Here is a 20,393-nt window from a genome sequence, read left to right on the forward strand (position 1 = left end):
GGTATAAAGAATGTCAGATGATTAATTCATAAAAATAATGTTAAGTAAATTAAAAATTAAAAATTTATCGAAATTTAAATCTCGTTCTAAACTGCGTGCAATTATTGCTAATACAGGTTGGTTATTTGCTGACCGCGTTCTACGTATGGGTGCAAGCTTAGTTGTAGGAGTATGGGTAGCACGTTATTTAGGAGTACAACAGTATGGTCTATTTAACTATGCTTTAGCTTTTGTTGCCTTATTTAGCCCAATTTTTACTCTCGGACTAGACGACGTAGTAGTTCGCCATCTTGTTCGTCAATCATCAAACAAAGAGGAAATTTTAGGAACTACTTTTTGGCTAAAATTTTTGGGTGGAATTGCTTCTGTTTTATTGGCAGTTAGCACGATGTTTTTCTTAGGTGAGCATGAAACACTAAAGATATGGCTAGTTACAATTTTAGGAATAGCAGGAATTTTTAGGGCATCTGATACTATTGAACTGTGGTTTCAATCACAGGTACAGTCAAAATACACTGTAATAGCTAAAAACACAGCGTTTCTGCTAAATACTGTCATCAAAATCGCACTAATTTTAACAAAAGCACCATTGCTAGCTTTTGCTTTGGTAACATTAGCAGAATTTGCAATGAGTGCAATTGGCTTACTGATTGTTTACCAAGTCAAAGGGTCTTCATTATGGTTATGGCGCTGGAGTGTTGCAACTGCCAAAACTCTTTTGAAAGAGAGTTTACCTCTAATTTTTTCAGGGTTCGCCATCATGATTTTTATGAGAATAGATCAGGTGATGTTAGGTCAAATGATCGGAGATAGTGAGGTTGGAGTTTATTCTGCTGCTGTGCGTATTTCTGAAATTTGGTATTTTATTCCAGGGGCTATTGTTTCTTCTGTTGCTCCGGCAATTTATGCAGCAAAGGAAAAATCAGAAAGTCTTTACTATCAGCGAATAGGACAATTACTCAGTCTAATGACATGTATATCTTTAGCAATTGCTCTTCCAATGTCCTTTTTATCAGACAAGATAATCATGGTGATGTTTGGAAGTGGATATGCAGAGGCAGGAACAATATTAGCAGTTCATATTTGGACTTCTTTGTTTGTATTTATGGGTCTTGCAACATCACCTTGGTTTATTGCTGAAGGTTTAAACCACGTTTCTTTAGGTAAGACTTTATTTGGGGCAATACTAAACATTATTCTCAATTTATTACTTATTCCTAAATATGCAGGACTTGGAGCTGCGATCGCAACAATAATATCTCAAGCTGCTGCTGCTTTTATATGCAACGCATTTGATTCAAGAACACAAAAACTATTTAAAATTCAGGTGCGATCGCTTATTCATTTTTATAAATACTAACCGTTATTATTTAACTTTTATTATTATGCAAACACCCGTAACTTTTATTATTTTTAAACGTCCACAAACAACAGAGAAAGTTTTTGAAGTTATTCGCCAAGCCAAGCCAACAAAACTTTTTGTAATTGCAGATGGACCCCGCACTGACCACGAAGGTGAGGCAGAAAAATGCGAATTGACTAGGGCAATTATTGAGAGAGTTGATTGGGATTGTGAAGTAATAAAGAATTATTCTGAAATCAACTTAGGTTGTGCAAAACGGGTATCAAGTGGTTTGGATTGGGTCTTTAATAATGTCGAGGAGACAATTATTTTAGAAGATGATTGTATACCTCACCCAACTTTTTTCAGGTTTAGTCAAGAACTGCTGGAAAAATATAGAAATGATACCAGAATCGCCACAATCTCTGCTCAAAATCTTCAACTTGGACAAAAACGTACAAATTACAGTTACTATTTTTCTCGCTACAACCACTGCTGGGGTTGGGCAAGTTGGAGACGTGCTTGGCAACATTATGATTTGACTATTAAACTCTGGAAAGAGGTGCAAGCAGAAAACCTTTTACATGACATTCTTATAGACCAAAAAGCAGTAAATTCTTGGCAACGAATATTTCAATCTGTTTATGATAATCCTACAGGTATAACCTGGGATTATCAATGGACATTTGCTTGTTGGATGCAGGGAAGCTTAAGTATTATTCCCAGCGTCAATTTAATCTCTAATGTTGGTGTTGGTGCAGACGCAACTCATTTCACTTCAAATCAAGAATTTTCCTTCATCAATATGTCCGTGCAGGCAATGGAATTTCCATTAAAGCATCCACCATTTATTGTCAGGAATGTAGAAGCAGATAATTTTACACAGAAAACAGTCTATAAAGTAACTGCATTGGATATTTTTAAAGAGGAAGTGAAGAAAAAATTGAATTACTCAACGATAAAAAAATAGATAAATAAATCTCCAAAATGAAAGTTAAATTAACAGAGAAAATATTAACCATCTTGCTATTACTGATTGCTGTAGGTGCATTAACAATACACCCCGCACAAGAAGTTTCCATGTCTACACTTGGAGGGGATAAGCTAGATACTTTGTTCAATATAATTTCATATTTAATCCTATTTTATTTCCTAATTTTATACTGGAAAGGTTTTATTTATGTAATCACTAGAAGTCCATTACAGTTTTTTTTACTAGCAATAGTTATATTTTCTCTTTTATGGTCAGAAGACCTAAGTTCTAGTCTTACTTATCTAAGAGGTCTAATCCGAATATATTTTCTTGCCATCTATTTAGCAATGCGTTATCCGCTTAGAGAACAAATTAAGCTGATAGCTTGGGCACTTGGCGTAGCTGCAGCATTATCTATGCTATTTTCTGCATTCGTACCAGGTTATATTCACGAATCACCGGAATTACTAGGTATGTGGAGTGGAATTTATGGTCATAAAAATGAATTAGGTTACATGATGGCTTGGAGTGCAGGAGTTTTTTTGCACCTTGCTCTTAGTGGCCATCGATATCGCTGGTTGATGTGGGCACTATATGGGATCTCTACATGTCTAATTATCCTCTCACGTTCAACAACATCTTTAACGATTTTGTTGACAATGATATTACTTTTACCTTTCTACCGATCCCTGAAGAAAACTAATTATAAATTACAAGTTATTATGATTACTTCAACTTTGATGTTACTGATGATTTCTTCAATATTACTTCTCAATAATGCCGAAACTGTAGTTGGTACTTCTGGTAAAGACCTTACCTTCAATGGACGCTCTGACCTCTGGGAGCTAGTGATTTCCAAGATTTTGGAAAGACCTTGGTTAGGTTATGGATTTTCGGGATTTTGGACTAGTAATGCTGCATCTAAATTAAGAGCTACTTATGATTGGGCAAGTAATGCCCATAATGGTTTTTTAGAATTATTGTTAGAATTAGGATTCTTAGGTTTTTTGACTTTTGCAGCAGGGTTTATCAGGTTTTTTGTAATGGCATTGACTCGAATTATTTCTGTCGCTAAAAAACCGGAAGATTATTGGCCAATGCAGATGCTACTTATCATAGTCATAGTTAATTTTTCAGAAGCCAGATTATTAACTCCTAGCTGGAATTGGTTAATGTATATCACCATGTCATTATCTTTGACTGTTGAATATCAACGAAATCGTAAAAATATTTTAGTCAATTAGTTTTATGGCAGTCAAGAAATAGTTTTAATGATTATTAAGTGAATAAAAATGAAAATTTTACATATTAGTACCCATGATATTAGTGGTGGTGCAGCGAGGGCTGCATATCGTTTACACACAGGTTTACAGGATATAGGACTACAGTCACAAATGTTAGTTCATGAAAAATCTAGTAATGATAAAACAGTAGTTGCACCTAAAATTAGACTGTTTCAAGGCATCGCTAAGGCAAAGTTGACAGTTGAAAGTTTGCCATTAAAGCTTTATCGTCAAAAGAAAAATACTCCATTTTTTACTCAATGGTTGCCAGATAGAGTCATTCCTAAAGTTGCTCAGATTAATCCAGATATAATCAATCTGCATTGGATTAGCGGAGGTTTTATGCAAATAGAAACCTTTGCTAAACTGAAGCATCCTTTAGTTTGGACTCTCCATGATATGTGGGGGTTTACTGGAGGGTGTCACGTTACTGGAGAATGTGATCGCTACAAAGTATTCTGTGGGGCTTGTCCTCAACTCAACAGTGGTAATGAATGGGATTTATCCCGTTGGGTATGGCAGCGCAAAGTAAAAGCTTGGAAAAATTTAAATTTAACTCTGGTTTCACCAAGTTCTTGGTTAGCAGAGTGTGCTCGTTCCAGTTCTTTATTCCAGAATTTGCGAATTGAGGTAATTCCCCACGGACTAGATACTCGAAAATATCGACCGATTAATCAACATTTTGCACGAGAAGCACTCAATCTACCTCAAGATAAAAAGCTGATACTCTTTGGAGCGATAGAAGCAACAAGCGATAGAAATAAAGGATTTCATTTGTTGCAACCAGCTTTACAAGAATTAAGTAAATCTGGCTGGAAGGATGACTTGGAAGTTGTGATTTTTGGAGCATCTCAACCCGAAAATCCACCTGATTTAGGCTTCAAAAGCCACTATTTGGGACACTTACATGATGCTATATCTTTAGCAACTGTTTACTCAGCAGCCGATGTAATGCTTGTACCGTCTCTTCAAGAATCTTTTGGACAGACAGCTTCGGAATCATTCGCTTGTGGTACTCCAGTTGTGGCGTTTAATTCTACTGGCTTAAAAGATATTGTTGATCATCAACAGAACGGCTATTTGGCTAAACCTTATGAAGTTGAAGATTTTGGCAAAGGAATTACCTGGGTTCTTGAAAATGAACAGAGGTTGCAAAAACTGTCATTTTATGCTCGCGATAAAGCCGAGCAAGAATTCACTCTGGAACTTCAAGCACGTCGTTATTCAGCCTTGTTTCAGGAAATATTGATGATAGCAAAGAAATCTTCATTGAGTAATTAACTTAGTAAATCAATACTTCATAATATGTCAATACCTATAGCTTTTATAATTTGTACAGAACCTGGTCGTTTAGAAGGTCAATCTTTGATGCTTGCAGAAAGTATTCGTAAGTTCTGCGGCGAATTGAAAAATACACCTATATATAGTTTTCATCCTAGAGTAGGTGAACCGATATTAAAGCAAACCCAACAAGCTTTTGAAGCATTGCAGGTGAGTCATCAACAAATTCCAATAAATCGAGAATTTCATGAATATTATTTAGCCAATAAACCTTTAGTTTGTGCCTATGCAGAACAAAATGTCGATGCAGAAATATTGGTTTTTTTGGACAGTGACAAATGCTTTTTTTCTGAACCAAAAGAATTTTTATTGCCAGTAGATTGTAACGTACGGATGCGTCCTGAGTATGGTCAAGGAATTGGTTCTACAGGTCTGCAAGATTCTCAAGAATGGTATTGGCAAAAACTATATGAAGTACTGGGAGTAAAGCGTGAGGTATTTGTTGACACACCAATTGGTAATAAAAGAATCAGGGCTTATTGGAATTCTGGTTTGGTTGCTGTAAGAAGGAGTGCAGGTATATTTACAACTTGGAAAGAGAACTTTGAAAAAGTAATGCGCTTGGATATTACTCCTCCCCAGGGTATTTATTTTGTTGAGCAGTCTGTTCTGTCTGTAACTTTATGTGCATTGGAAGAAAATGTTGAACATCTTCCCCCTAATTATAGTTATCCATTACCTTTACATAACCGTTTATCAAAAGGACTACAAATTAAACATTGGGATGATATTATATCCATTCATTATTTCAACTTATTTTTTTATAACGATTGGCATGAACAAATAAAAAGATTGAAAAAGTTTAATATCAATTCAGACAAATATCAATGGTTATGTGAAGAAGTTGTCAGATTTAATATGCCTCGTGTATCAGTTTGGCATAGATATCTATTGGGAATCAGAAGAATGGAACAAAAACTGAAAAGCTTTAAGTTAAATATTAATTTCAGTGGGTGGATAGAAAGCAGGGTTAAGTTTTAAACTGATATAGCAATACATGAAAGTTAGAAGCTTGAGAATTGAGATATGAATGTAATCCGTCAAAATAACGTGTGAGTTTATTACTTGGATTAATTATTTTTGTACATTTTAATTATATGAGGTAAATGAGATGGAAAAAGCGAATCTAGCTGTAATTATAACATGTTATAACAGACGGAATACAACTCTTGCCTGTCTAAATGCTTTATATCAGCAAAAAAATTATTGTGATGTTTATTTAACTGATGATGGGAGTTCTGATGGGACTACAGAGGCTATTAAAGCAAAATATCCAGAAGTACAAATTCTTCAGGGTAATGGCAATTTGTTTTGGGTGGGAGGAATGCATCTCGCTTTTAGTGAGGCAATAAAATATAAATATGATTATTATCTGTGGTTGAATGATGACACATTTCTGGAAGCCAATGCTGTGAGTAAACTATTACAGGTTCATCAAAATTTGACGGAACTTGGTTATCCAGACTCAATTGTAGTTGGTTCAACTAAAGACTCAACTACTGGAAAAGCAACCTATGGAGGAGCAGTAAAGTCTAAAAAGTGGTATTCTAATAAGTTTGAATTTTTAGAACCAAGTTCTGTTATCCAAAAATGCGATGCTATGTATGGTAACTGCGTGCTAATTCCTAAAAGTGTTGTTGCCAAAGTTGGCAATATTGATACAGCTTTTGTCCATAGTTTAGGAGATTTAGATTATGCCCTGAGAGCGTGTAAATTGGGTTGTAAAATATGGGTAGCTCCTGGATATATTGGTACTTGTACTAAAAATTCTATCTGCAATAGCTGGGCAGATACCAATTTAAATCTATTAGAACGCTTGAAAAAAGTACTACAAATTAAAGGATTTCCATTGAAATCATGGACTATATTTTGTAGCAGACACTCTGGGCCATTCTGGATATTTTACTGGTTACTACCCTATATCAGAGCAGTTATTGGTTACAAACATTTGGCAAGCTCTCCCACATTTTCTGAGGATATTAATCAAACTATCTCAGAAGTTTAATACTTGCACGAGAGTCATTAGTGGATGATATTTGGAGAAGTTATAAATATGTTAATAATTTGACAAATGTAGTTTCAGATTATAAAATAATAATCAGCAATCATTTTATGGGTAAACGCTTACTGATTGTCTCAACTCTCGATTCTAGTCAGCCATTTGGTGCATTTACTAGACCTTTTTATCTAGGACAATATCTTACTAAACATTTTGATGTTTTTCAGCTAGGTTTAGATTGTTCATCTGTTAATTATGCACCTTCTCTTTCTATTGGATCAAGAAGCCTGAAGTCATATATTCAATCCATAGAAAAGTGTATCGACGAGTTTTGTCCAGACATTGTGTATGCTCAAGAAACACTACCTGGATTGGCTGCTTTAGTTTCACTAAAGCTTAGAAAACACAGTAGTTCCTCTCTTGTCTTAGATTTTCATACATTTTCGCCTTATGAATACTGGATGCGCTTGTTTTCAGTTGCCAATCCTTTCAAAGAGTTTGCACAATGTATTAAGACATATATTGCTCAGGGAATTTTAATATTCTCTGGTAGTCCAATTATTGCAGCAGGTGAATCAATTCCTAAACTAATTTCCCAATGGTATGGAAAAACTCCACAGCAAATTTATTCTATCGGGAATGGAGTGACTGAAGACTTACTTGATACTGAAATTTTTCCAGATAAAGACCCCTATCAGGCATTTAGACCAGCTAAAATAGTGGTTATTATTGCTCCCAAAACATTTCAATTTCCAACTAATGATATATCTGTATCAATGGCTATTGAGGTTGCTAAATCTCTTGAAAGTCATCAAGAAAAAGTACATTTTGTTGTCATTGGTAGAGATAGTAGTGATATTTCAGAACGAATACCCTCTAACATTTCTTTTTTAGGTTTTCTACCTCAAAGGGAAGATTTTGTCACCCATCTAAAATATGCAGATATTGCTTTGTTGCCATTTTCAAAACAAGCAGTAGCAGGTGGCGCTCGCAATAAAGCACTAGATTATTTCGCTAGTAGAAAATTAGTTGTATCAACACCAGAAGGCTTGCGAGGTTTAGAAGAATTTCGCCACTTAGAACATCTGTTAGTAACAGGATACTCTAGCGAAGAAGTTGCTAACACAATACTTGATGCTGCTTCAAATCTTGATAAATATCAATCACTTGTAGAAACAGCATATACTTTAATTACAGAAAAGTATTCCTGGAATGCAAGAGCACAGAATATTGCGGAAATCCTCATGAAAACAAGTTTTTTTTAGTTAGATTTAGATAATAATTTTTAACTAAAAAACTTACCTATTTCAATATTTAAGTACTTTAGTATTGAAATATTGCTAATTAATTTTACAATACTCACCTTGACATTGAGATAATATCTCATATTTATCAAAAGAAAAACAAAATATGAAAAAGCGATTTTCTTATAAAGTTATTGGTGCTCAAGTGGATGCACTCTCTATCCTTGACTTAAATTTATTGATTGAAGAATCTATTGATCGGGATGAAAAATGGATTATTGCTAATCATAACTTACATAGTCTTTATCTCTTCCATAACGATCTAAAAATGCAAGCTTTTTATTCCAAGGCAGAATATACCCATATTGATAGTATGCCTTTAGTATTTATTGGAAAGCTGTTGGGTTTTCCAATTAAACGTGAACAAAGAGTAACCTATGCTGACTGGGTATGGCCTCTGATGGCAGAAGCTGCTACTAAAGGCTGGCGTGTATTCTATTTAGGTTCAAAGCCAGGAGTTGCTGAAAAAGCAGCAAATATTTTATGCCAGAAATTTCCTGGTTTACAGATTGCTTGTGCTCATGGCTATATTGATATAGATAAAGATAGTCAAGAAAATCTTGCCACTGTAGCTGAAATTAATGCTTACAAACCCCATATATTAATGGTGGGAATGGGTATGCCACGCCAAGAGTATTGGATTTACGAAAATCTTGAACATCTTCATACCAACACCATTTTGACTAGTGGAGCCTGTATGGACTATATAGCAGGAACAATACCTACTCCTCCTCGCTGGATGGGAAAGGTGGGGTTAGAATGGTTGTATCGCTTGTTATCTGAACCGAAAAGGCTTTGGAGACGTTACTTACTTGAGCCTTGGTTTGTTGGCACATTATTTTTACGAGAAATTTGGAGTATCTCAAGTAAACGAAAAAAAAATAACCTGCTGGTATTTCTAAGTACGAAATTTCACAAGTTCGTAGCTTGATCGAGTGTCTCAAAGTCTTACCAGCAGGTCGCTCAATTCGTCACGAATTTATGAAATGTTGTACTAAGGTTTAATGATTAATTAGTCAGTAAGTCTTATTCAACTTTCATAATCGTGAATAACGAAAAATATCTCTATCTATTTTGCTTAGAATAATACTTAAAAGTACTATAGCAATTCCCGACATAATGAGGTACATTTTCAAAGCTACTAAGCTTGGTAAACAAGAATTGGGTGTACCTCAGTTGCTGAGGAAATGCTATATTTACGCCTGGGTGGAGTATTAAGTTGATTCCTGAAAAGCCTGGGCTATAGAATTGCGGGCTGGTTTAGATTGCAGGTTCTCATCGAAGGGAAGCGGACGCAGAAATTTCCAGAGACTTGGATTGTTTCTAAAGGTTTTTCTTGGCATCCATTCGGGATGACGTATCCAGGTATGACGGTCGGTAAGTCCCCATGTAATCACAGTATCGACTTTAGCTGCAAAGCACAGGTCAAGATATTGCTTGTAACTATCGGCTACCATTTGGTCTAGGCTTTTGATACTATTGGGTAGCGGAGTATCAATGATAATATCTAATTCCGTAATTATTGGTTTCACTTCAAGATCGTTAAGCCGTTTTAAGACCGAATTAAATCCTTTCTCGTCAAAAGGATATGCAGTAGAAAACCATAGATGTGATTGGATACCTGCCCCGTCAATTTTAACACCACTATTCTTCAGATATTCGACCATTCTTAAGAAACGTTCTGATTTCCATGTGGTGCCTTCAATGCCAAAATCGTTTAAGTAAAATTTCTTGCTGCTATCAACTGAAGCGGCAATTAAAAACAAGTCTCGAATCAATTCTGGTTTTACCCCTTTACGCAAACCGTAGGTAGGGTTATCAGTTTCATTTTCACTATCAGCGATAATTTCATTGGCAATATCCCAAGACTTTAAAACGGGACTATTGCGATAATGCCCCATGACTCCGTTAACATGGCGTTCGATCATCTTAAGTGTAGGAGGATAAGGAACCCAATCTGGTTTTCCCATGTGCCAGAAAAGGGTATGCCCATGCATTTCTATATTATGCTTTCGGCAGAAATCAGCGATCGCATCTGCTGACTCAAAGGTAAATAATCCTTGCTGTGGTTCAGTAGCGTCCCATTTTAATTCACCATTCGGTGTCACAATGGAACATTCACGAGCCATCAGGTTAGCGTAATCTTTGTCTGTTTGCAAAAATTCACTAGAAATTGCTGCGCCATAACGCTTTCCTTTGGCGGCAGCTAATTGTCGAAGGGGAGAATTTAAATTTTTACTTGTATAATTTGCTGCAATTGCATTCACGCCTTGGTCTTCTTTTTGGTCATCCTTTTGTAAAAACCCCATAGTTAATAAGGCAGAAAGGGTTGTGTATCCAGCTTTCCTTAAAAAATTTCTCCGATAAGGCATAAATTGTATTTGATACAAAACATATAAGATTATTATATTACATAATAAGTTTTGATACTTGTGGAGGTGTAGTAATGATTCCCACAGTCATTGCACCCAAAAAGACAAAGTTACCGTTTGTCTCACCCTTTCGTAACACCCTGTATTAAATAATACCTTAATTTCTAATACATAATTACAAGTATTTATTAATCTTCACCGAGATATACAGGGTTTTTTCCAAAATCAAGTCATAGTCTCATACTTAAGGGGCAAAGATGAAAATTGATAAGTATTACATCTAGGGCAAAACTAGATTAAACTATAACGCATGTTCGATTTACATCAATTAACTGTGCTTTTACATACCAGCAGAAAACATGCTATAGTAAAATATAACAATTGTTCGATATAAATATTCTAAGTCATGCCTAAGATTGTTGACCATGAGCAATACCGTAAAGAACTGCTTAACAAGTGCTTTGATTTATTTGCTCAAAAAGGCTATGGTTCCATCACTATGCGCCAGATTGCTGAAGGATTAAGGGTTTCTACTGGTACGTTGTACCACTATTTCCCTAGCAAACAAGCTCTATTTGAGCAATTGGCCCAAGAAATATGTGAGCAAGATTTAAGTGCAGCATTGGCTGAATTGGAAGGAGCGCAAACACTACAAGAGGGAATGGAAGCACTAGGAAGATATCTAGTAAAAAACGAAGATTACTTCATTAAATGGACTTATATTTGGATTGATTTTTGTCAACATCAAGACTCTAAGGAAATGTTAAGTAATAGTGTTTTTAAGCGGACTAATCAGCGTTATCAGCAAGCTGCTTGCGATTTTGTAGGTATTCAAGATCCGATATTGGCTTCCTTTGTCTTGAGCTTTGTCAATGGGTTAATTCTGGAAAAATTATGGGGTGATGAAACAATTGATTTTATGGAACAATGTGCGTTATTAGGCAAAATGCTCACGGCATATTTGCCGCAACATAGGGCAATAGTTAAGGGTTAGATTTGATACCTAAATAAATTGCAAAATATTCATATCTAACAATTATCAATTATCTGATATTCATTGATGGCTAAGAATTAGTTGCTACCACTATTAACTCAGTAGATAAAATAATTTTTGAGGAGAGTAAAAAAGATGGTTCAAAAGCTGTCAAAAAAAGCTTCCAATAAAGGGTTGGTTGCATTAGTAATTGCAGCTACTGCTATTACGGGTGGAATTATTGTTTATGGGATTTCTCAGTTTGGGTTAGTTGGTCAAACGGAGAAATCTGAGCCAGTAGAAACCACGCCCAAAAGTCAAAAAGTGGCTGCGTTAGGACGACTAGAACCGGAGGCTGAGGTAATTAGCTTGTTTGCGCCCTTGGCATTGGATGGCGATCGCATTGCTCAAATCCTAGTCCAAGAGGGCGATCGCGTTAAAGCCGGACAGATGGTAGCAATATTAGATGCCCGCGATCGCTTGCAAACTGCTGTACTACAAGCCCAACAACAAGTCAGAGTTGCCCAAGCTAAACTCGCTCAAGTGCAAGCTGGAGCCAAAGCAGGAGAAATTAACGCCCAGCAGGCAAGTGTTGAACGCCTCCAGGCCCAATCCCAAGGAGACAAAACAGCGCAACAGGAAGCGATATTCCGCATAGAGGCACAGTGGTCAGGAGACAGAATAGCGCAACAGGCAACCATTAAGAAGCTAGAGGCAGAACTCAAAAATGCCGAAGCCGAATATCAACGTTATCACCAGCTATATTCTCAAGGAGCAGTTTCTAATTCTTTGTACGATAGTAAGGGCTTGACTGTAGAAACTGCCAAACAGCAAGTAGACGAAGCCAAAGCAGTTCTCAACCGAATTAACACCACTGCTAGCAAACAATTAGCTGAAGCTAAAGCAGCACTCGTCCGCACTAATGCCACTGGTAGCAAGCAAGTTAGTGAAGCCAAAGCCACGCTGACCAGTATTGCAGAAGTCCGACCCGTAGATGTAGCCGCAGCCAAGACAGAAGTTGAAAATGCCATCGCTACACTCAAACATGCCCAAACCGAGTTGGCAGGTGCTTACATTAAAGCACCGATGGCGGGACAAATCATTAAAATTCATACGCGAGTCGGAGAAAAAATTAGTGATTCTGGCATTGCAGACTTAGCGCAAACAGACCAGATGATGGCGGTAGCAGAAGTTTATCAAACCGATATCGGTAAAGTGAAATTAGGACAAGAGGCAGTGATTAGCAGTCAGGCATTTGGTGGCGAACTGCGAGGAACCGTTGCCCAAATTGGCTTGCAGGTGAATAGACAAAACGTTTTCAGTAACCAGCCAGGGGAAAACCTGGATAGCCGAGTAGTTGAGGTGAAAATTCGCCTTAATCCTGAAGACAGCAAGCGAGTTGCAGGTTTCACTAACTTACAGGTACAGACAGCAATTGAATTGTGAAAGTTTTGGGGCATGGGGAGATAAATAACTCCTAACTCCTAACTCCTAACTCCTAACTCCTAATCCCCAATTATGAAACTATTTCGCAAAACGCCGCTAGCATGGCGGCAGTTAATGAAAGAAAAAACCCGTCTGGCTGTTGCAGTCGCAGGTATTACCTTTGCCGATATGCTGATGTTTATTCAGTTGGGATTTGAAAGTGCGCTTTTTGATGCAGCTGTGAAACCTCATCGCAATTTACAGGCAGATTTGGTTTTAATTAGTCCCCAATTTCAAACTTTGTTTTCTGTAAAAAACTTTTCCAGAGAGCGACTATATCAAACATTAGGTTATGAAGGTGTTCAGTCAGTTAATGCTGTCTATATCAGCACCGGACAGTGGCGAAATCCTGAAACACGTCTTGAGCGTGCCATTTTGGTTTGGGGTGTTGATCCGGCACAACCTGCTTTCAAATCGCCCGAAATTAAACAAAATCAGGATCACCTTAAACAGTTGTATCAAGTTCTGTTTGACCAGGCAGGTCGTCCAGAATACGGGGCAGTTGGCGATATCTTTAAGAAAACAGGTAAATTTGACACGGAACTCAATAGTAAAGCCGTATTTGTTAAAGGCTTGTTTACTGATGGTGCTTCCTTTGCTGCCGATGGTAATGTAATCGCCAGTGACTCTACCTTTCTCCAGCTATTCCCAGAGCGTAAACCCGATCGCATCGAAGTTGGGTTAATCATGCTGAAACCAGATGCCGATTCTGAAACAGTGCGATCGCAACTTGTCAATGGACTACCTAAAGATGTCAGAGTGTTGACTCCAGAAGAGTTTGCCAAAGTGGAGAGAACTTACTGGGAAGCCGGTACTGGCATTGGTTTCATTTTCGGTTTAGGTACAGGAGTCGGGTTTATCGTTGGCATTGTGATTGTCTACCAGATCCTTTACTCTGATGTTTCTGACCACTTGCCAGAATACGCCACCCTCAAAGCAATGGGATACACCGATAACTATCTCTTGGGAGTCCTAATTCAAGAAGCATTGTTATTGGCTATCTTAGGTTTTCTGCCTGGATTCATTCTTTCTTTTGGATTGTATCAAGTCACCTATGCTGCAACAATGCTTCCCATTTTCATGAAAATGGAACGGGCGATCCAGGTTTGGATTTTGACCGTGATCATGTGTAGTGTTTCTGGGGCGATCGCAATGCGAAAACTACGATCTGCTGACCCTGCTGATGTTTTTTAGTGGAGACGCGATTAATCGCGTCTCTGCAAAAATTAAGAATTATCTCCCCCATACCCAATGCCCTATAAAATCCTATGTTGCAAAAATCTTTACCAGTAAATCCTAACTCAACACTTTCTGCTTCAGAACCCGTGATTTCTGTTAGTAACCTCAACCATTACTTTGGTGAAGGTCCGCTTCGTAAACAAGTATTATTCGACATTAATTTAGAGATTAGTGCTGGGGAAATCGTAATTATGACTGGCCCCTCTGGATCGGGGAAAACTACTCTGTTGACTCTAATGGGTGGATTGCGTTCTGCTCAAGATGGTAGTCTCAAAATCTTAGGGGAGGAAATTCGTGGTGCTAAAAAGTTGCAATTAACAAAGCTTCGCCGCCAGATTGGCTATATTTTCCAGGCGCATAACTTGATGACTTTTTTGACAGCAAGAGAAAATGTGCGAATGTCCCTAGAGTTGCATAACGATTTTTTGAATCAGGATAGCGACGCCAAAGCGATCGCCATTTTGGAAACTGTCGGTTTAGCAGATCGTGTAAATTATTACCCAGAAAAACTATCTGGAGGGCAAAAACAACGGGTAGCGATCGCTCGTGCTTTAGTTAGCCATCCTAAGATTGTTTTAGCAGATGAACCCACTGCTGCACTCGACAAAAAATCTGGGCGCGATGTCGTAGAAATAATGCAGAAGCTAGCCAAAGAACAAGGTTGTACAATTTTGCTAGTTACCCACGATAACCGCATCCTCGATATTGCCGATCGCATCATTTATATGGAAGATGGTCAGTTGAAGACCGATGGTACAGATACCACTACAACAGAGAAATAATATTATTTTAGGACTTAACAGTATTAAATAAAAATATGGACCCAATAATGACCAACGATGGAAATCCAACAATCGCCCCAATTCATCAACCATATTGTTTCAAGTTTGCGGTCAATTGAGGGAATTACAGCGATCGCACTGGGTGGTTCACGGGCACGGGGCAACCATAATAACAAGTCAGATGTGGATTTGGGGATTTATTACAATCCAGAAAATCCGCCCGATTTAATTGCTCTAAATCGTCTCGCCTGTGAGCTTGATGATAACCATCGCGTAAATTTGATAACTGCGATTGGTGAATGGGGAAAGTGGATTAACGGTGGCGGTTGGCTTGTGGTGGAAGGTGTAAGTGTAGATTTTCTCTATCGCGATTTGGCGAAGGTCAATCGTGTCATTGATGATTGCCATATAGGACGCATTACTATTGATTATCAACCAGGACACCCTCATGGCTTTGTGTCCTCTATTTATATGGGTGAAATTGCTCTTTGTCAGGCACTTTACGACCCTGATGGTGTCTTAGAAGCTTTGAAGGTAAAAACAAAGCTCTATCCAGTTGGGCTAAAACAGGCAACTATTGATACTTTCGCCTGGGAAATAAGTTTCTCGCTATTGGTCGCAAAAAAGGCGATTGCACGCGATGATGTTGTTTACGCAGCAGGTTGTTGTTTCCGCAGTGTGGCGTGTATGAATCAGGTTTTATTCGCACTCAATGAAGATTACCTGTTGAACGAAAAGGGGGCGATGGCACTTGCTAATAGGTTTGCTATTTGCCCGGAGGACTATCAACAACGGGTTGAGCGAGCGTTTACACTTTTAGCTGCCGATGCAAAATCAATAACTGAGGCGATCGCGATTATTGAGGCGATTGAAGATGATTTGAGTCAATGGTATGGAAATCGGCGATTAGCGATGTAATTTTTATTGCCATCTGACTTCTGTTGCTATGCGATTGAAAGTGATATTTGACCATCGTACAAAATAGTCCCAATACTGCGTAGGTTTTGCTTAAAAAACAACTTCAGTGTAAGTTGATTGAGTAACTCAACGTAACATTTTTAGCGCTTTGTTGGGTTTCATGACCTTCAACCAACCTACAAATTTTCTTAACCGAGTAGTATTATTCCCGACCCTATACCCCAAAAAGAAGAATAAATTGTTTTAAAGTGTTATCAAATAAAGACTTTGGTCATTGAGTACATTATTAATACATATTAATAGATGCAGTATTGCGGATGAGATATTAATAGATGCAGTATTGATGGAAAGTTAATTTAAGAGCCTAAAGCTATCCTTTAAACACGGAGTAAATCCTACCGATAAATCTTTAATGCAGATAATACACTCACTTTCTAGTTCTGGCTATTTCTGATTCTTATATTCACGTGTTCTGATCATGCAGCTTAGAGGCGGGGACAAAAATCAAATTATGAACAAAACCTTTGCAACTATCGATGGGAATGAGGCTGTTGCCCGTGTTGCTTACAAATTAAATGAAGTGATTGCCATTTATCCCATCACCCCCTCTTCAGCGATGGGTGAATGGGCAGATGCTTGGTCAGCAGAAGGTCGTCCTAACCTCTGGGGTACTATTCCCAGCGTCGTGCAGATGCAGAGCGAAGGGGGAGCGGCTGGTGCTGTGCATGGGGCATTGCAAACAGGTTCCCTGAGTACCACCTTCACGGCATCTCAGGGATTATTGTTGATGATACCCAACTTCTACAAAATTGCTGGTGAGTTGACTAGCGCCGTGGTTCACGTTGCCGCCCGTTCCTTGGCTACTCATGCTTTATCAATTTTTGGCGACCATAGTGACGTAATGGCAGCTCGTGCGACTGGTTTCGCCCTGCTGTGTTCCGCTTCGGTGCAAGAAAGTCAAGATTTTGCTCTCATCGCCCATGCTGCTACCCTAGAGACGCGAGTCTCCTTTATGCATTTCTTTGACGGCTTCCGTACATCACATGAAGTGCAGAAAGTCAAATTGCTTTCAGATGATGATTTACGATCGCTCATCCACGATAACTTAATACTCGCCCACCGCAGCCGTGCGCTGACCCCAGATCGTCCAGTCTTGCGCGGTACTGCCCAAAACCCCGATGTCTACTTCCAAGGACGTGAAGGCGCTAACCTTTACTACAACGCCTGTCCAGAAATTGTCCAGCAGATCATGGATGAATTTGGAGAACGTACGGGAAGGCATTATAAAATCTATGAATATTATGGTGCTAACGATGCCGATCGCGTTATCGTTCTTATGGGTTCAGGTTGTGAAACCGTCCATGAAACAGTAGATTACCTGAACGCCCGTGGTGAAAAACTTGGTGTAGTCAAAGTGCGACTTTACCGCCCCTTTGATGTTCAAAGGTTTGTTGCAGTATTACCAACTAGTGTAAAAGCGATCGCTGTTCTTGACCGCACCAAAGAAGCAGGTAGCGCCGGTGAGCCCCTCTACCTTGATGTAGTTACAGCTTTGTATGAAGTATGGGGAGCAGGGGAGCAGGGGAGCAGGGGAGCAGAGGAAAAATTAGGATTAGATTCCCCTCTGCCCCTTTGCCCCTCTGCCCCTCTGCCTAAAATCATCGGTGGTCGCTACGGTCTTTCGTCCAAAGAATTTACTCCGGCGATGGTGAAGGGCATTTTTGACAACCTTGCCCAAGCTAAACCAAAAAATCACTTTACGATTGGGATTAATGACGACGTTAGTCATACTTCGTTGAGCTTTGACCCTAATTTCTCTACAGAATCGGATAATGTTGTCAGGGCAATGTTCTATGGGTTGGGTGCTGATGGCACTGTTGGCGCTAACAAAAACTCCATTAAAATTATTGGTGAAGAAACTGACAATTACGCCCAAGGCTACTTTGTCTACGATTCCAAGAAATCTGGCTCGATGACTGTCTCTCATCTACGCTTTGGTAAAGAGCCAATTCGCTCCACTTATCTAATTGACCAAGCTAACTTTATTGGTTGTCATCACTGGGGATTTCTAGAACGCATAGATATTTTGAAGGCTGCTATTCCTGGAGCGACTTTGCTGCTTAACAGTCCATACAATGCAGATACCGTTTGGGAATATCTGCCGTTGAAGATGCAGCAGCAAATTATCGATAAGCATTTGAAGTTATACGTAATTAATGCTAGCCAGGTTGCCCGTGAAAGTGGCATGGGTGGCAGAATTAACACGATTATGCAGGTATGCTTCTTTGCTTTAGCAGGTGTCTTGCCACAAGAAGAAGCGATCGCTAAAATCAAACAAGCGATTGATAAGACTTACGGTAAAAAAGGTGCAGAAGTTGTCCGCATGAACTTGCAAGCTGTAGACAACACCTTAGACAACTTACATAAAGTAGATATCCCACAGACAATCCCCACTTTTAACTCCTCACTCTTAACTCCTCACTCCTCACTTAACTCTGCTCCCGAATTTGTGCGAGAAGTTCTGGGCAAAATCATGATTTGGGAAGGTGATGATTTACCTGTTAGCACACTACCAGTTGATGGCACCTTTCCCGTAGGTACTGCCAAGTGGGAAAAACGTAATGTTGCCGAAGAGATACCTGTGTGGGAGCCTGATGTCTGCATACAATGTGGTAAGTGTGTCATGGTTTGTCCCCACAGTGCCATCCGTGCTAAAGCTTATCAAGCCGATGAGTTAGTTAATGCACCAGAAACCTTTAAGTCAACTGGTGCAAAAGATAAAGACTTTGCCAATCAAAAATTTACCATTCAAGTTGCCCCAGAAGATTGCACGGGATGCACTATTTGTGTAAATATTTGCCCTGCTAAAAATAAATCTGAGCCATCGCTGAAAGCGATTAACATGGCACAGCAGTTGCCATTGCAAGAACAAGAGCGAAAAAACTGGGATTTCTTTTTAAGTTTGCCCAATCCTGACAGGCGATCGCTAAAATTAAATCAGATTCGCCAACAACAACTGCAAGAACCATTATTTGAATTCTCTGGTGCTTGTGCAGGTTGTGGTGAAACACCTTACTTAAAATTATTAACACAATTGTTTGGCGATCGCGCCGTCATCGCTAATGCTACAGGTTGTTCTTCAATATATGGTGGGAATCTCCCCACAACACCTTGGACAACCAACGCCCAAGGACGCGGCCCCGCGTGGTCTAATAATCTATTTGAAGATAACGCCGAATTCGGTTTTGGCTTCCGCCTCTCCCTCGATAAACAAGCTGAGTTTGCAGGGGAATTGTTGCAACGGTTGGGGAGTGAAATAGATGAAAACCTTGTTTACTCCATCCTGAAAGCTGAACAAAAATCTGAGGCTGACATTTGGGAACAGCGAGAAAGGATAGAACTGTTGCAGCAGAAGTTAGATAAAATCGTAACTTTCGACCCCAATCTCAAATCTCAAATCCAAAATCTCAAATCCCTTGCAAATTACTTAGTGAGAAAAAGCGTCTGGATTGTTGGCGGTGACGGTTGGGCTTATGATATTGACTTTGGCGGTATCGATCATGTAATTGCTAGTGGTCGGAATGTCAACATCTTGGTGATGGATACAGAAGTGTATTCTAATACAGGCGGTCAATCTTCCAAAGCTACACCACGAGCCGCAGTTGCTAAATATGCCGCTAGTGGTAAGCCTTCCCCAAAGAAAGACTTAGGGATGATTGCCATGACCTACGGAAATGTCTACGTAGCGAGTGTAGCCCTTGGTGCTAGAGATGAACATACTCTCAAAGCATTTTTGGAAGCAGAAGCTTACAATGGCCCATCACTGATTATTGCTTACAGCCATTGCATCGCCCACGGCATTAATATGACTACAGGGATGAATCATCAGAAAACTCTGGTAGAATCAGGTCGTTGGTTGCTGTATCGGCATAATCCAGAGTTGCTTAACCAGGGTAAAAATCCTTTGCAATTAGATATGCGATCACCGAAGCAATCTGTAGAAGATTCCATGTATCAAGAAAATCGCTTCAAAATGCTCACTAAGAGCAAACCCGACGTTGCCAAGCACTTATTAGAACAAGCCCAAGCCGAAGTAGATGCCCGTTGGCAGATGTACCAATATCTGGCAAAACGCGACATTCTCTGAACATCAGCCTTGGTTTTAGTTATAAACATTGCGACTTGAGTTACTCAAGTCGCAATTTTCGTTACAAACATCAGAATTTTCGTTACAAAATTATCATTTTGGTTACTAAAGTCATTCTTTTCGTTACAAACATCAGAATTTTCGTTACAAAATTACCATTTTGGTTACTAAAGTCATTATTTTCGTTACAAAATTACCATTTTAGTAAAATCGTTATTTTTGTTACTAACGCTGT

Annotated in this window: 15 protein-coding genes; 14 read left to right on the plus strand and 1 reads right to left on the minus strand. The window is 38.8% G+C overall.

Going from position 1 to position 20,393, the window contains the following annotated elements:
* Positions 1-37 precede the first annotated feature (37 nt).
* From HWQ40_RS28505 to HWQ40_RS28540, 8 genes are all read left to right on the plus strand, one after another.
* Positions 38-1,360, plus strand: coding sequence for a flippase (locus HWQ40_RS28505; protein WP_292784903.1), 1,323 nt, complete (start codon positions 38-40; stop codon positions 1,358-1,360).
* A 25-nt stretch (positions 1,361-1,385) separates the two neighbouring features.
* Positions 1,386-2,312 (plus strand): glycosyltransferase family 2 protein, encoded by a 927-nt coding sequence (locus HWQ40_RS28510; RefSeq protein ID WP_292784987.1) that lies wholly within the window; start codon positions 1,386-1,388, stop codon positions 2,310-2,312.
* A 17-nt stretch (positions 2,313-2,329) separates the two neighbouring features.
* Positions 2,330-3,559, plus strand: a complete 1,230-nt coding sequence (locus HWQ40_RS28515) for an O-antigen ligase family protein (RefSeq protein ID WP_292784905.1) — start codon at positions 2,330-2,332, stop codon at positions 3,557-3,559.
* A 48-nt stretch (positions 3,560-3,607) separates the two neighbouring features.
* Positions 3,608-4,879 carry a glycosyltransferase family 4 protein gene (locus HWQ40_RS28520; protein ID WP_292784907.1) on the plus strand — a complete coding sequence of 424 codons (1,272 nt, stop codon included), beginning with the start codon at positions 3,608-3,610 and terminating at the stop codon, positions 4,877-4,879.
* Positions 4,880-4,903: 24 nt separating this feature from the next.
* Positions 4,904-5,920 (plus strand): hypothetical protein, encoded by a 1,017-nt coding sequence (locus HWQ40_RS28525; protein WP_292784910.1) that lies wholly within the window; start codon positions 4,904-4,906, stop codon positions 5,918-5,920.
* Between the two features lie 130 nt (positions 5,921-6,050).
* Positions 6,051-6,944: a glycosyltransferase family 2 protein gene (locus HWQ40_RS28530; RefSeq protein ID WP_292784913.1), complete on the plus strand. Its 894-nt coding sequence runs from the start codon at positions 6,051-6,053 to the stop codon at positions 6,942-6,944.
* 107 nt (positions 6,945-7,051) lie between these two features.
* Positions 7,052-8,203: a glycosyltransferase family 4 protein gene (locus HWQ40_RS28535; protein WP_292784989.1), complete on the plus strand. Its 1,152-nt coding sequence runs from the start codon at positions 7,052-7,054 to the stop codon at positions 8,201-8,203.
* Between the two features lie 145 nt (positions 8,204-8,348).
* The gene (locus tag HWQ40_RS28540) at positions 8,349-9,173 is read left to right on the plus strand and encodes a WecB/TagA/CpsF family glycosyltransferase (protein ID WP_292784915.1); all 825 of its coding nucleotides are present in this window, start codon (positions 8,349-8,351) and stop codon (positions 9,171-9,173) included.
* 283 nt (positions 9,174-9,456) lie between these two features.
* On the opposite strand, the gene HWQ40_RS28545 is transcribed toward HWQ40_RS28540, so the two are convergent.
* Positions 9,457-10,614 carry an endo-1,4-beta-xylanase gene (locus HWQ40_RS28545; protein WP_292784918.1) on the minus strand — a complete coding sequence of 386 codons (1,158 nt, stop codon included), beginning with the start codon at positions 10,612-10,614 and terminating at the stop codon, positions 9,457-9,459.
* A gap of 406 nt (positions 10,615-11,020) precedes the next feature.
* On the opposite strand from HWQ40_RS28545, the gene HWQ40_RS28550 reads away from it, so the two are divergent.
* The 6 genes from HWQ40_RS28550 (at position 11,021) to nifJ (ending at position 20,158) form a co-directional block, all read left to right on the plus strand.
* Positions 11,021-11,608: a TetR/AcrR family transcriptional regulator gene (locus HWQ40_RS28550; RefSeq protein ID WP_292784921.1), complete on the plus strand. Its 588-nt coding sequence runs from the start codon at positions 11,021-11,023 to the stop codon at positions 11,606-11,608.
* Between the two features lie 135 nt (positions 11,609-11,743).
* Positions 11,744-13,033: an ABC exporter membrane fusion protein gene (locus HWQ40_RS28555; RefSeq protein WP_292784924.1), complete on the plus strand. Its 1,290-nt coding sequence runs from the start codon at positions 11,744-11,746 to the stop codon at positions 13,031-13,033.
* Positions 13,034-13,105: 72 nt separating this feature from the next.
* Positions 13,106-14,266, plus strand: coding sequence for an ABC transporter permease DevC (gene devC, locus HWQ40_RS28560; RefSeq protein ID WP_292784927.1), 1,161 nt, complete (start codon positions 13,106-13,108; stop codon positions 14,264-14,266).
* A 74-nt stretch (positions 14,267-14,340) separates the two neighbouring features.
* On the plus strand, positions 14,341-15,093 hold the full coding sequence (locus HWQ40_RS28565) for a DevA family ABC transporter ATP-binding protein (protein ID WP_292784930.1): 753 nt from the start codon (positions 14,341-14,343) through the stop codon (positions 15,091-15,093).
* Positions 15,094-15,150: 57 nt separating this feature from the next.
* A complete protein-coding gene (locus tag HWQ40_RS28570; RefSeq protein ID WP_292784933.1) occupies positions 15,151-16,011 on the plus strand; it encodes a nucleotidyltransferase family protein in 861 nt (286 codons plus the stop codon).
* Between the two features lie 511 nt (positions 16,012-16,522).
* Positions 16,523-20,158 (plus strand): pyruvate:ferredoxin (flavodoxin) oxidoreductase, encoded by a 3,636-nt coding sequence (gene nifJ, locus HWQ40_RS28575; protein WP_292784936.1) that lies wholly within the window; start codon positions 16,523-16,525, stop codon positions 20,156-20,158.
* The last annotated feature ends 235 nt before the right edge of the window (positions 20,159-20,393 follow it).

Source organism: Nostoc sp. NMS9, assembly GCF_017114995.1.
Classification (GTDB): Bacteria; Cyanobacteriota; Cyanobacteriia; order Cyanobacteriales; family Nostocaceae; genus Nostoc.

Bases quoted from the DNA above. Each gene is read 5' to 3' on its own strand.
- nifJ (WP_292784936.1), top strand. From the start codon at position 16,523: ATGAACAAAACCTTTGCAACTATCGATGGGAATGAGGCTGTTGCCCGT.
- HWQ40_RS28520 (WP_292784907.1), top strand. From the start codon at position 3,608: ATGAAAATTTTACATATTAGTACCCATGATATTAGTGGTGGTGCAGCG.
- HWQ40_RS28570 (WP_292784933.1), top strand. From the start codon at position 15,151: ATGGAAATCCAACAATCGCCCCAATTCATCAACCATATTGTTTCAAGT.
- HWQ40_RS28555 (WP_292784924.1), top strand. From the start codon at position 11,744: ATGGTTCAAAAGCTGTCAAAAAAAGCTTCCAATAAAGGGTTGGTTGCA.
- HWQ40_RS28535 (WP_292784989.1), top strand. From the start codon at position 7,052: ATGGGTAAACGCTTACTGATTGTCTCAACTCTCGATTCTAGTCAGCCA.
- HWQ40_RS28540 (WP_292784915.1), top strand. From the start codon at position 8,349: ATGAAAAAGCGATTTTCTTATAAAGTTATTGGTGCTCAAGTGGATGCA.
- HWQ40_RS28565 (WP_292784930.1), top strand. From the start codon at position 14,341: ATGTTGCAAAAATCTTTACCAGTAAATCCTAACTCAACACTTTCTGCT.
- HWQ40_RS28545 (WP_292784918.1), bottom strand. From the start codon at position 10,614: ATGCCTTATCGGAGAAATTTTTTAAGGAAAGCTGGATACACAACCCTT.
- HWQ40_RS28510 (WP_292784987.1), top strand. From the start codon at position 1,386: ATGCAAACACCCGTAACTTTTATTATTTTTAAACGTCCACAAACAACA.
- HWQ40_RS28505 (WP_292784903.1), top strand. From the start codon at position 38: ATGTTAAGTAAATTAAAAATTAAAAATTTATCGAAATTTAAATCTCGT.
- HWQ40_RS28515 (WP_292784905.1), top strand. From the start codon at position 2,330: ATGAAAGTTAAATTAACAGAGAAAATATTAACCATCTTGCTATTACTG.
- devC (WP_292784927.1), top strand. From the start codon at position 13,106: ATGAAACTATTTCGCAAAACGCCGCTAGCATGGCGGCAGTTAATGAAA.
- HWQ40_RS28525 (WP_292784910.1), top strand. From the start codon at position 4,904: ATGTCAATACCTATAGCTTTTATAATTTGTACAGAACCTGGTCGTTTA.
- HWQ40_RS28550 (WP_292784921.1), top strand. From the start codon at position 11,021: ATGCCTAAGATTGTTGACCATGAGCAATACCGTAAAGAACTGCTTAAC.
- HWQ40_RS28530 (WP_292784913.1), top strand. From the start codon at position 6,051: ATGGAAAAAGCGAATCTAGCTGTAATTATAACATGTTATAACAGACGG.